Below are 12,965 nucleotides of genomic sequence, written 5' to 3' on the forward strand. Positions count from 1 at the left end.
TTACTGAAAAATTTTTAGCTTCAGGATATACTGATGAAGCATTTTTGAAAATGAATAGATTTATAAATGATCAAATAAAAGAGATAATATCAGATTTAAAAAAAGAAAATATAAATTGTATCTGTGGAATAGGAGGTACAATAACATCATTATCAGCTGTAAATCAGAATTTAAAAATATATTCTATGGAAAAAGTACACAAAAGTAAAATAAGTAGATATGAAGTAGAAAAAATGAGAAATAGATTTAAAAATAGTACTGATAAAGAAAGAAAATCTATAAATGGACTTCAAGCTAAAAGAAGCGATATAATTGCAGCAGGAACAGAAATACTAGTGTGTATAATGGATAGCCTCAATATAAAAGAAGTTATTGTAAGTGAGTATGACAATTTAGAAGGTATGATTTACACAAAAATTTAATATATATATATGATATACTTATTATAAAGGTAAATATATATTTTTTGTAAAAAGATGTATTTTATCAACAAAATTAACTGATTTAATCTTAATAAAATGTGGATAATTATGTTGAAAATGTTGATAACTATGTACTTTTTAAGTTCTTCTTTTTTTAGATGGTGGTGAAAACATTCAAAAATGGACGAAAAATAAAAAAATATATATGTGGATATGTTGATTGTTTTGTGGATAATATATAATGTGTATATTTAAAAATAATATAATAAAATATATTTTAATTCTAGAAAATAGTATATTATATACAAATATATAAACTGAAATAGTATATATTTAGTTTTTAAAGATTGAAATATAATTAATTTTAAAATAGATTTTTATTTTTAAATAAAAATAGAATTGATATAGAAAAATAGCTATATCAGTGTTAAAATATACGGTGATACTTTATATATTAAAATTTAAATAAAAATTGATGACAAATAAACGGAGGAGAAAAAATGCAAAGAAAAGTAAGAAAAGCTGTTATACCAGCTGCGGGTCTTGGTACTAGATTCCTTCCTGCGACAAAAGCACAACCTAAAGAAATGTTACCAATAGTGGATAAACCAACATTACAATATATAATAGAAGAAGCAGTAGCTTCTGGAATAGAAGAAATACTTATAATAACAGGTAGAAATAAAAAATCTATAGAAGATCATTTTGATAAGTCAGTAGAACTTGAATTAGAACTTGAAAATAAAGGGAAAAAAGAGTTGTTAGAAATAGTTCAAAATATATCTAATATGATAAATATACATTATATAAGACAAAAAGAACCAAGAGGTTTAGGAGATGCTATATATTGTGCTAGACATTTCATAGGAGATGAACCATTTGCAGTGATGCTAGGAGATGATATAGTAGACAATAAAGTACCTTGTTTAAAACAATTAATGGACGCATATGAAGAATATAGAACTACTATATTAGGTGTACAAAAAGTTGCAAAAGAAGATACAAATAAATATGGGATAATAGATGCTAAATTTATTGAAGATAGAGTTTACAAAGTAAAAGATTTAGTTGAAAAACCTGATGCAGATAAAGCACCTTCAAATATAGCTATCTTAGGTAGATATATAATAACTCCAGAAATATTTGATGTACTTTCAGACTTACCACCAGGAAAAGGTGATGAAATACAGTTAACTGATGCATTAAAAGAATTGTCTAAAAAGGAAGCTATGTATGCATATAACTTTGAAGGAAGAAGATATGATGTAGGTGATAAGCTAGGTTTCCTTGAAGCAACAGTTGATTTTGCATTAAAAAGAGATGAATTAAAAGATGGATTTATCGATTATTTAAGAGATGTTTGTAAAAAATACGATTCAAAAAATAAAAAAATCGAAAAATAGATAAAAAATAATAATTATATAGTATAATAGATAATTAAATATAATATATAACTCTAAAATAAAGGAGTGATAATATTGGCAAATAAAAAATTAATGACAAAAGTAATAGCGATAGGTGCTGCTGGAGTAATGGTACTTACAAGTATAACAGTATTATTATCTTTGATAGCTGGGGTATAAAAGCTATTAGAGAGGAGGTTTAAGATTGAGTATAGATATGCAGCTAGAATCAAAAACTCTTAATGAGCTTAGAGAGACTGCTAAAGAATTAGGTATAAAATCAGTTACAAAGTATAAAAAAATAGAGTTGATTGAAAAAATATTTGAAAAAGTAAGAAATGAAAAGAATCAAAATAATAATGAGGATATTGATTTAAATAAAGATGTAGATAATAATACTTTACAAAACAAAAATCAAGAAAATTATTATAAAGTTAATAAAGATGATAGAAATTTAGATACAAAACTCAAAGAAGAATCAAAAAATCCTGAAGATGATAGAGAAGATGCAGAAGGTGTTTTAGAAATGTTACCGGACGGATTTGGTTTTTTAAGGGGTTCTAATTATTTATCTACACCAAACGATATATATGTATCTCCTTCACAAATAAGAAGATTTAATATGAAAACAGGAGATAAGATAAAAGGAATTACAAGATTACCCAAAAATGGAGAAAAATTTAGAGCATTAATCTATGTAAAAAAAATCAATGATGAAAATCCTGAAACATCTAAAAATAGAAGAAATTTTGAACTACTTACACCGATTTATCCTGATGAAAGACTTACTCTTGAAACTACACAAAGCAATATAGCAACTAGATTGATAGATTTGATATCTCCAATAGGGAAAGGTCAGAGAGGTCTAATTGTTGCACCACCTAAAGCTGGAAAAACTATGCTTTTAAAGAGTATAGCAAATAGTATAACTAAAAATAATCCAGATGTAGAGCTAATAGTACTTCTTATAGATGAAAGACCAGAAGAAGTAACAGATATTAGAGAATCTATTGATGGAGATGTAATATATTCTACATTTGATCAAGTTGCAAGCCATCATGTAAAAGTTGCTGAAATGGTTCTTAATAGAGCAGAAAGATTAGTTGAACATGGTAAGGATGTTGTAATACTACTTGATAGTATAACTAGATTAGCTAGAGCATATAATCTTACTATATCTCCAACGGGAAGAACTCTTTCTGGAGGGATAGACCCAGGTGCTCTTCATGGCCCTAAGAAATTCTTTGGTGCAGCTAGAAACATAAGACAAGGTGGTTCTTTAACAATATTAGGTACAGCACTTGTTGAAACTGGTTCTAGAATGGATGATGTAATATATGAAGAATTTAAAGGTACAGGAAATATGGAGCTCCATCTAGATAGAAAGTTAGCAGAAAAAAGAATTTATCCAGCAGTGGATATATATAAATCGGGAACAAGAAGAGAGGATCTACTACTTACAGATGAAGAAAAATCAGCTCTATGGCAACTTAGAAGACAGATGAGCAACGAATCTGTATTAGAAGTTACAGATAAAGTATTAGAATTATTGAAAAGAACAAAGAATAATAGTGAATTTATAAGTATGTTAAAGTCATTATAAAATCTTCTTGAATCATACGATTAGTTGTGTTATACTAATGTAGTTGATATTGTAAAAGACAAGTTTACATACTTATTAAAAATAAAGAAAGAGGTGAAATAAATGAAAAAAGATATACAGCCAAACTACAAACCAGTTGAAGTTAGATGTGCATGTGGAAATACTTTCACAGCTGGATCAACTAAGGACGAAATAAGAGTTGAAATATGTTCTGAATGCCACCCATTCTATACTGGAAAACAGAAAAACATAGAAAAAGGTGGAAGAATCGACAAATTCAAAAAAAGATTCAACATGGAATAAGAATAATAGACATAGAGCTATCAGAAGGCAGATGTTTATATGTTTTCAATTTAAATTTGAAGATATATAAACATCTGCCTTTATTTTTATTTATTTAAAATTAATAAATAAATTAATAAAAAATAAAAAAACTTATGTTATAATACATTAAGATATATCATAAAGGGGGGATTTTATGTCGTATAAAGCAGTTGGAGGACAAGCGGTTATAGAAGGTGTTATGATGCAGTCTGATAAGAAAAAGGCTATAGCTGTTAGAACCCCAAGTGGAGAAATTAAAGTGAAAACAAATCCTATAAACAGTTGGGTTAAAAATAAACATATAGATAAAATACCTTTTCTAAGGGGAATGTTTATTCTTATAGAAACCATGATAGATGGAATAAAAAGTCTAAATTATTCTTCAGATGTTTTTATACAAGAAACAGGAGAAGATGAAGAAGATGCGATAGATAAATTTATTAAAAAAATATTTGGAGATAGAGCAAATGATATATTAATAATTATATCTATGATAATAGCGATAATTTTATCGGTTGGACTTTTTATAATGTTGCCTACTTTTATAGGAGGTATTTTTATAAAAATAACCGATAATAAAATAATATTAAATCTGATAGAAGGAATTATAAGAATTTTAATATTATTTATGTATATATATTTAATATCTAAAAATAAAGATATAGAAAGAGTATACCAATATCATGGAGCAGAACATAAAAGTATACATTGTTATGAAAGTGGAAAAGAACTTACTGTAGAAAATGCAAGGAAATTCAAACGATTACATCCTAGATGTGGTACAAACTTTTTATTTATAGTAATGGCTACATCGATAATATTATTTGCATTTTTCGGTTGGCCAAATCCATTTTTAAGAATAGTTATGAGGATAGTATGTATACCTATAGTAGCTGGAATTGCATATGAAATAATAAGATTGCTTGGGAAATATGATAATATAATTACAAAAATTATAGCTTATCCTGGGATGATGTTACAATATATGACAACAAAAGAACCAGATGATGAGCAATTAGAGGTTGCAATAGAATCATTAAAAGCAGTATTATAATAACAAATAAAATATAAAGGTGATTTAATGACTATAAGAGAGATTATTTTAAAATTTACAAATGAATTAAGTGACATAAGTGATACACCAAGATTAGATGTAGAAGTGATGCTTATGAATGTACTTGGAAAAGTAGATAAATTATATTTACACATGAATCTAAATAAAGAAATAGAAAAAGAATTATTAGAGAAACTTCAAAAAATGGTAAATGAAAGAAAATTAGGCAGACCAGTAGCATATATAGTTGGTAATAGAGAATTTATGGGACTTGATTTTTATGTACAAGAAGGAGTGCTTATTCCAAGACCAGATACAGAAATATTGGTAGAAGAAATTATAAATATTTGTGTAGAAGAAGAATATAGAAAAAAAGAAAGAATAGAAATTTTAGATATAGGAACAGGTTCAGGAGCGATAACTGTAAGTTTAGCACATTATATAAAAAATGGATTTTTGAAATCATTTGATATATCTGATATAGCTTTAAAAATAGGCAAAAAAAATGCAATAGATAATTCTGTTGAAGATAAGATAGAATTTATAAAATCAGATGTATTTTCAGCTATGGAAGAAAAAGACTCTTTAAAGGAATTAAAATTTGATATAATAGTATCTAATCCTCCATACATAAAAAAAGATGTAATACCAACTTTACACACACAAGTGAAAGATTTTGAGCCATATAATGCTTTAGAGGGTGGAGTAGATGGATTAGATTTTTATAGAAAAATAACAGAAGAATCTTCAAAATATATAAAAAAAGGTGGAGTTCTTGCATATGAAGTAGGACATGATCAAGCAGAAGATGTTTATAATATAATGAATAATAATGGATTTGAAAAAATATATATAAAGAAGGATTTAGCTGGTATTGATAGAGTTGTTATAGGACTAAAACTATGATATAATGATAAATTGACGGAATACGAGAATAATTGATGAGGTGAATATATAAATGCTAAAAAAATTAGGTGTATTAGAAGATACATATAAAGATTTAACAGAAAAAATATCTGATCCAGAAATAATAAATGATCAGAAAGTTTGGCAAAAGTACATGAAAGAACATGCAGATTTAGAGCCAATTATAATGAAATACAGAGAATACAAAACTGTATTAGACAGTATTGCTGAATCTAAAGAAATTCTTCAAGAAGAATCAGATGAAGAATTAAGAGAATTAGCAAAAATGGAATTATCTGAAATGGAGTGTCAAGTAGAACCATTAGAAGATGAGTTAAAATTACTTTTAGTTCCAAAAGACCCTAACGATGAAAAGAACGTTATAGTTGAAATAAGAGGTGGAGCAGGTGGAGATGAAGCTGCTTTATTTGCTGGGGACTTATTAAGAATGTATTCAAGATATGCAGAAAGAAGAGGATGGAAAGTATCTATGCTTAGTGCCAATGAAACTGGTGTTGGTGGATACAAAGAGGTTTCATTCATGATAAAAGGTAAAGGTGCATATTCTAGATTAAAATATGAATCAGGTGTTCATAGAGTTCAGAGAATACCTTCTACTGAATCAGGTGGTAGAATACATACTTCTACAGCGACAGTTGCTGTTTTACCAGAAGTAGAAGATGTAGAAGTAGAAATTAATGATAATGATATAAGAATAGATGTTTTCAGAGCTTCTGGAAATGGTGGTCAGTGTGTCAATACTACTGACTCAGCTGTAAGAATAACACATTTACCAACAGGTGAAGTTGTATCTTGTCAGGATGAAAAATCACAGCTTAAAAATAAAGAAAAAGCAATGAAAGTTTTAAAAGCTAGACTTTACGATAGAGCTCTTGCAGATCAGCAAAAAGAAATATCAGCAGAAAGAAAAAGTCAGGTTGGTACTGGAGATAGATCTGAAAGAATAAGAACTTATAATTTCCCTCAAGGAAGAATAAGTGACCATAGAATAAATCTTACTCTATATAAATTAGATTCATTCCTTGATGGAGATATAGATGAGATGATAGATGCTTTAATAACTGTTGATCAAACTGAAAAAATGACAGCTATATAATTTAATATTATAAAAATAAAATAATATTTATTAGAAATTTGATGTAAATAAAAGTGTCTTATTGGAATTAACTTCGAAATGAGACACTTTTTTTAGATATTTTTATTTGATTATTAAGTAATAAAGGGGGAAAAAATTTTGATTATAAAAATAACTCTTATTGGGTTGATTATAGGAGTAATTGGAACAGGAATAGGTGGAATTCTTGCTGTAATATTTAATGAAAAAGCTTCTAAGTATATGAAATTTTTTATGGGATTATCTGGAGGGATAATGCTTTCAATAGTATCGTTTGATTTGATACCAGAAGCCACAGAGAGTATAGGGTTAACAAAATCGATACTATTAATTTTAATAGGAGCAGTATTAACAAAAATTATCAAAGAAAAAGTTAAGATTAATGGTGAAAATTCATCTGGATATTTAATGCTTCTAAGTATAATAATGCATAATTTACCAGAAGGACTTGCAATAGGAACAACTTTTTTAGCAGAACCAAAACGGGGAATTGCTATGGCAACAGCAATTGGTATACACAATTTACCAGAAGGATTAGCATTGGCACTTGGATTTATATGTAATAAAGCAAATAGAAAAAAAGCAATTATAATGTCTATGATTGCCGGACTTCCAATAGCTGTTGGCTGCTTTGTTGGAGCAGCTTTTGGTAGTATTTTTGTTTCTATTACAGGAATATTATTATCTTTAGCAGCAGGAATGATGCTTTATGTAGTTTTAGATGAAATGATTCCAGAGTCAAAAAGTATATATACTATAGTAGGATTTTTAATAGGAATTATTATAGTCAATATGGTGATATAGATTTATAACTTAAATAAATTATAAAAGAAAGTTGGTAGATTTATGGAAACAGTTATAAGAAAGATAGATGAAAATAATATAGATATAAATGTAATAAAAGAAATGGCTGAAAAGATAAAAAATGGAAAAACTGTTATATTTCCAACTGAAACAGTATATGGATTAGGTGCAGATGCCATGAATGAAGATGCCACAAAAAAGATATATGAAGCAAAAGGTCGTCCAAGCGATAATCCATTAATAGTTCATATAGCAGATATTAAAGATGTTGAAAAAATAGCTCTTGAAATAGGAGAAAAAGCGAAAATTGCAATGGAAAAATTTTGGCCAGGACCACTTACTATAATATTAAAGAAAAAAGATATTGTACCAAATGTGACTAGTGGTGGTTTAGAAACAGTTGCTATAAGAATGCCTTCAAATAAAATTGCAAATGCATTAATAAAAGAATCTAAAACACAAATAGCAGCACCTTCAGCAAATATTTCAGGAAGACCATCTCCTACTAAGGCAGAACATGTTGTAAAAGAGATGGATGGAAGAGTATCAGGTATAATAATGGGTGGAGATTGTAATTTCGGACTTGAATCTACAGTTGTAGATTTTACAGAAGAAATACCCATGATATTAAGACCTGGAAGTATAACTAAAGAAATGCTAGAAGAAGTTTTAGGAAAAGTTGAAATAGATCCATCTTTAAGTAAAAAAGAAGATAATAAAAAAGCAAAAGCACCTGGAATGAAATACAAACACTATTCTCCAAATGCACAAGTATATATAGTAAAAGGTGAAGAAAATAAAGTAGTGAAAAAAATGAATGAATTATACTTAAAAAATCATGCAGAATCAAAAAAAACTGGCATAATGTGTATGCATAAAGATATTGATAAATTTAACTGCGAAAAGGTTATAGATTTAGGGGAAACATATGAAGAAGTAGCATCAAATTTATTTGCTGCACTTATAAAGATGGATGAATATGAAATGGATATTGTATACTCAGTCAGTTTTGAAAATTATGGAGTTGGACAGGCAATAATGAACAGACTATTAAAATCTGCTGCATATAAAGTAATTGATGCAGATGAAACTATTTTGTAATATACTATAAAATAAATTATGTTATAATTAAATAGTAAAGTCTATAAAATACAAATGTAAAAAATTACATCGATATGGAGGATTTAAAATGAAAATAGCATTAGCTTGTGACCATGGTGGTTATGATTTAAAAGTAGCTATAATAGCTCATCTTAAAGAAAGAGGTATAGAAGTAATAGATCTTGGAACAAATAATGGTACAGATTCTGTTAACTACCCAGAATATGGAGAAGCAGCAGCACTAAAAGTTGCTAATGGGGAAGCAGATTGCGGTATAGTTGTTTGTGGAACAGGAATAGGAATATCTTTAGCAGCAAATAAAGTTCCAGGAATAAGATGTGCTGTAGTAAGTGATACTTTCTCAGCTAGAATGACAAAAGCTCATAATAATGCAAATATGCTTGCTATGGGTGGAAGAGTAGTAGGAGTAGGATTAGCACTTGATATAGTAGATGCATACCTTGATACAGAATTTGAAGGTGGAAGACATCAAAAAAGAATAGATATGTTAATGGATATAGAAAAAAAATACACAAAATAAATCAATAAAAAAACTGCCTTTTTAAAGGCAGTTTTTTTATTGATAATTTAACAAATAAAGTAATTCTATTTGTTTCATCGTAGTATTTTATATAATAAATTTTAAATATAATTTACTTAACGATAAAAACTAATAATGCATATATAAGAAAAATAGTATAATATAAACATATGACTTGATGATACAATAAATAATGGAAGAAGAGGTGCAATATATGAGACCATCTTGGGATGAATATTTTATGGAAATAGCAGAAGTAGTAAAAAAAAGGTCTACATGCATAAGAAGACAAGTAGGAGCAATTATTGTAAAAGATAAACAAATTCTTACGACAGGATACAATGGTGCTCCTAAAAATTTAGAACATTGTCAGAATATAGGATGTAAGAGACAGGAAATGAATATTCCATCTGGAGAAAGACATGAACTTTGTAGAGCATTGCATGCAGAACAAAATGCTATAATACAAGCTGCATATAATGGTGTAAGTATAAAAGATGCCACACTTTATGTAACAACAAGACCTTGTGTTTTATGTGCTAAGATGTGTATAAATGCAGGGATTAAAAAAATAATTTATAAGGGTGATTATCCGGATGAATTATCATCTGTTTTATTAAAAGAAGCAAATGTAGAAATGGTAAAATATCCAGAAGAATTATAATATATTTAATATATCAATTATTGAAAATACATTAAAATATTTTTATATCTATAAAAAAATATTTTTGATGAAAATGAGAAAAATTTTAAATTAGATAGAATTTAGTTTGAAATTTCTTTGAAAATAAATTAATACTCTTGATAACTTAAAAAAAATATTCTATAATAAGTTAGTTTTCAAGAAGGTATATTCACAAATATGAAAAAAATAAATATTTTTTTTCAAAAAATATAAAAAATAATCTTGAATATTTAAAAATAAATTGTAAAATAAGATATAAAATATATTAAATCTATTTTAGTTTAATTAATAAATAAAGCAATGAATTTAGAAGGAGCTTTAAAAGGATGTGATTTTATGGATAAGAATATAATAAAACAGATTAAAGCTGTTGTAAAAGGAATAGTAATTTTTGACATAGTAGTAATTATAGCTTTAGGAGTACATTCTAAAATAGCTCCAGAAGGAAATACTATTATCAATAATGCTTTAAATTTAAATATTGCAGCTGTACTAGGGCTTTTAATAGGTAGTTTGGTTTCAATATTTAATTTTTATATGCTTGCATCATCAACAGAAAATATGGTGAATCAAGCAGGAAAAACAATGGTCCAATTAAAATTTGTTGGAGGATATTTTCTTCGATTTATGATATATGCTGTTGTATTATTTATATCAGCAAAATTGGACTCAATAAGCATGTTTACTGCAGTATTAGGACTTTTGAGTACACAAATAGTTTTATTAGTACAGAAAACAGCGGCTATTTTTATGAGAAAGGAGGCATAATGGATGAATACACAGGCAAGATGGTTAGTAAATATTCATGGATTTAGAATAAGTGAAACAGTAATAGTTAGTTGGTTAATAATTGCAGGTCTTGCCCTAGCATCGTATTTTTTAACTAGAAATCTAAAAAAGATTCCAGAAAGTAAAGTTCAGGTATTCCTCGAATATGCTGTTCTCAAACTTTATAATCTAGTCGAGACTACGATGGGAAAAGAGTTAGTTGAAAGGATACCGAATATAGTTCCTTACATAGGAAGTTTATTCATGTACTTTTTATGCTCAAATTTAGTTCCATTATTAGGTCTTAGATCGCCTACAGTTGATTTAGATACAACATTAGCATTATCAACTATAACAATTGTATTGATATATGCAGTATCTATAAGATTTAATGGTGGAGCATGCTTCAAAGATATGATAGAACCAACACCAATATTATTGCCAATAAACTTAGTTGGAGAGATAGCGAGACCTATTTCGTTGAGTTTCCGTCCATTTGGTAATATTTTAGGTGGAACACTTATAATGATGTTATTCTATCAGCTTATGGGATTTCTTTCTACACTAATACCTGGGGTGAATATACCTTTTGCACAATTTTTAGTGCCAGTACCACTTCATTTATACTTTGATATATTTGCAGGTACAATACAAGCATTTATATTTATAATGCTAACAATGGTATTTATAAGTAACTCAGTAGATATTGGTTTATTAAAAGAAAGAGAATCTAAAAAATTAAAAAATAAAAATGCAAAACATGCATAGTGTAAAAAATATATGAAATTAAGTTTGAAAAATTGACTAAAAAATGTCAATAAAAAGTTTAGATAAAAATAAAAGGTGAAATCAGAGGAGGAAATTATTATGGATATGGCTACAGCAATAGCAGTTGCAGGATCAGCAATAGGAGCAGGTATAGCAGTATTTACAGGTATAGGAGCAGGTTTAGGTCAAGGTTACGCAGCAGGTAAACTAGCAGAAGCAGTTGGTAATCAACCAGAAGCTAAAAGTGAAATAATGTCTTCATTTATAGTAGGTGCAGCAATAGCAGAATCAACAGCTATATACGGACTTATAATAGCAATAATCCTTATATTCGTTAACCCATGGTTATAAAATAATAGAGTAATTTATATACTGTGATTATTTTCACAAAATAGGAGGTATAGAGTATGGAATTTAAGCCATTAGTTTCACTAACTTATGAGTACTTTTTCCAGTTGGCTAATGCAGTCGTAATATTCCTTATACTTAAACATCTATTATTTAAACCTGTTATGGCTATAATAAAAGAAAGAGAAAATGATATAGCTATGGATGTACGGGAAGGTAAAAAGATAAAAGAAGAAGGAAAAGTCTTCAAAAAAGAATATGAAGAAAAACTTGGAAAAGTAGAAGAAGAAGGAAGAAATATAATAAATTCAGCGGTAGAATCTGCAAAAGAAAAATCGTATATGATAAAAGATGAAGCCAAAAAAGATGCTGAAATAATAAAAGAAAGAGCTAGACGTGAGTTAGAAGAAGAAAGAATCCAAGCTATGAATGATATGAAAGATGAAATGTCAGATCTTGTAATACTTGCAGCATCTAAAGTAATAGAAAAAGAAATAGATAAACAAAAACATCAAGAACTGATAAATGAATTTATAGATAAAACAGGTGATATAGTATGATGGATGAATCAACTCCAATATATGCTAAAGCTATGTTTGATATAGCAGAAGAAACTGAAACTACAGATTTAATATTAAATCAGTTTTCAGATGTTGTAAAAACAATAAGAGAAAACAAGGATCTTTCAAATGTATTAAAAACTCCTTTTATAGATAATGATGATAAAAAAGCTATATTAGAAAAAGTCTTTTCGAATGACATAAGTATATATCTAACAAATTTTTTAAAAGTTTTAATAGACAGAAAAAAAATTAGATACATAGATGAAATACATACAAGATTTATAAAGTTAGTCGATGATAAAAATACTTTAGAAAAAGGTACAGTTTATAGTGTCGTAAAATTATCTGATTTAGAATTAAAAGAGTTAGAAGCAAAACTTTCTAAGAAATTAAGTAGAGTTATAGAATTAGAAAATAAAATAGATGAATCTCTAATGGGAGGAGTCTTTATAAAAATTGGAAATAAAGAAATAGACGGTACTGTTAGAAGTAGAATTAAAGGATTGAAAAAAGAACTGTCTAAAATGATATAAAGAAATG

16 protein-coding genes are annotated in these 12,965 nt (G+C 27.5%); all 16 read left to right on the forward strand.

Features of this window, described 5'->3' with window-relative positions; all coding sequences use genetic code 11:
- Positions 1 to 422 (forward strand): Ppx/GppA phosphatase family protein (locus Q1J78_RS00290; protein ID WP_330683261.1); only part of this gene is annotated, 422 nt, incomplete at its 5' end.
- A gap of 500 nt (positions 423 to 922) precedes the next feature.
- A complete protein-coding gene (galU, locus tag Q1J78_RS00295) occupies positions 923 to 1,825 on the forward strand; it encodes a UTP--glucose-1-phosphate uridylyltransferase GalU (protein WP_300280180.1) in 903 nt (300 codons plus the stop codon).
- A gap of 217 nt (positions 1,826 to 2,042) precedes the next feature.
- On the forward strand, positions 2,043 to 3,428 hold the full coding sequence (gene rho / locus Q1J78_RS00300) for a transcription termination factor Rho (RefSeq protein WP_300280381.1): 1,386 nt from the start codon (positions 2,043 to 2,045) through the stop codon (positions 3,426 to 3,428).
- A gap of 102 nt (positions 3,429 to 3,530) precedes the next feature.
- The gene (gene rpmE / locus Q1J78_RS00305) at positions 3,531 to 3,731 is read left to right on the forward strand and encodes a 50S ribosomal protein L31 (RefSeq protein WP_300280183.1); all 201 of its coding nucleotides are present in this window, start codon (positions 3,531 to 3,533) and stop codon (positions 3,729 to 3,731) included.
- Between the two features lie 175 nt (positions 3,732 to 3,906).
- Positions 3,907 to 4,806 (forward strand): DUF1385 domain-containing protein, encoded by a 900-nt coding sequence (locus Q1J78_RS00310; protein WP_300280186.1) that lies wholly within the window; start codon positions 3,907 to 3,909, stop codon positions 4,804 to 4,806.
- Between the two features lie 27 nt (positions 4,807 to 4,833).
- The gene (gene prmC, locus Q1J78_RS00315) at positions 4,834 to 5,712 is read left to right on the forward strand and encodes a peptide chain release factor N(5)-glutamine methyltransferase (RefSeq protein ID WP_300280189.1); all 879 of its coding nucleotides are present in this window, start codon (positions 4,834 to 4,836) and stop codon (positions 5,710 to 5,712) included.
- Positions 5,713 to 5,764: 52 nt separating this feature from the next.
- Positions 5,765 to 6,829 (forward strand): peptide chain release factor 1, encoded by a 1,065-nt coding sequence (prfA, locus tag Q1J78_RS00320; protein WP_300280192.1) that lies wholly within the window; start codon positions 5,765 to 5,767, stop codon positions 6,827 to 6,829.
- 138 nt (positions 6,830 to 6,967) lie between these two features.
- Complete coding sequence (locus Q1J78_RS00325) at positions 6,968 to 7,651, forward strand: ZIP family metal transporter (protein WP_300280195.1); 684 nt, start codon at positions 6,968 to 6,970, stop codon at positions 7,649 to 7,651.
- A gap of 42 nt (positions 7,652 to 7,693) precedes the next feature.
- Positions 7,694 to 8,752, forward strand: coding sequence for an L-threonylcarbamoyladenylate synthase (locus Q1J78_RS00330; RefSeq protein ID WP_300280198.1), 1,059 nt, complete (start codon positions 7,694 to 7,696; stop codon positions 8,750 to 8,752).
- Positions 8,753 to 8,840: 88 nt separating this feature from the next.
- Complete coding sequence (gene rpiB, locus Q1J78_RS00335; RefSeq protein ID WP_300280201.1) at positions 8,841 to 9,293, forward strand: ribose 5-phosphate isomerase B; 453 nt, start codon at positions 8,841 to 8,843, stop codon at positions 9,291 to 9,293.
- A gap of 214 nt (positions 9,294 to 9,507) precedes the next feature.
- The gene (locus tag Q1J78_RS00340; RefSeq protein ID WP_300280204.1) at positions 9,508 to 9,957 is read left to right on the forward strand and encodes a deoxycytidylate deaminase; all 450 of its coding nucleotides are present in this window, start codon (positions 9,508 to 9,510) and stop codon (positions 9,955 to 9,957) included.
- Between the two features lie 357 nt (positions 9,958 to 10,314).
- Positions 10,315 to 10,746, forward strand: a complete 432-nt coding sequence (locus Q1J78_RS00345) for an ATP synthase subunit I (protein WP_300283077.1) — start codon at positions 10,315 to 10,317, stop codon at positions 10,744 to 10,746.
- Positions 10,747 to 10,749: 3 nt separating this feature from the next.
- Complete coding sequence (locus Q1J78_RS00350) at positions 10,750 to 11,514, forward strand: F0F1 ATP synthase subunit A (protein ID WP_300280210.1); 765 nt, start codon at positions 10,750 to 10,752, stop codon at positions 11,512 to 11,514.
- A gap of 105 nt (positions 11,515 to 11,619) precedes the next feature.
- Positions 11,620 to 11,865, forward strand: a complete 246-nt coding sequence (gene atpE, locus Q1J78_RS00355; protein WP_178411376.1) for an ATP synthase F0 subunit C — start codon at positions 11,620 to 11,622, stop codon at positions 11,863 to 11,865.
- Positions 11,866 to 11,921: 56 nt separating this feature from the next.
- The gene (gene atpF, locus Q1J78_RS00360; protein ID WP_300280213.1) at positions 11,922 to 12,422 is read left to right on the forward strand and encodes a F0F1 ATP synthase subunit B; all 501 of its coding nucleotides are present in this window, start codon (positions 11,922 to 11,924) and stop codon (positions 12,420 to 12,422) included.
- The gene (locus Q1J78_RS00365; protein ID WP_300280216.1) at positions 12,419 to 12,958 is read left to right on the forward strand and encodes a F0F1 ATP synthase subunit delta; all 540 of its coding nucleotides are present in this window, start codon (positions 12,419 to 12,421) and stop codon (positions 12,956 to 12,958) included. Before atpF ends, Q1J78_RS00365 begins: the two co-directional genes overlap by 4 nt.
- The last annotated feature ends 7 nt before the right edge of the window (positions 12,959 to 12,965 follow it).

Origin of the sequence: Peptacetobacter sp. (assembly GCF_029264495.1) — a bacterium.
Taxonomy (GTDB): Bacteria; Bacillota; Clostridia; order Peptostreptococcales; family Peptostreptococcaceae; genus Peptacetobacter.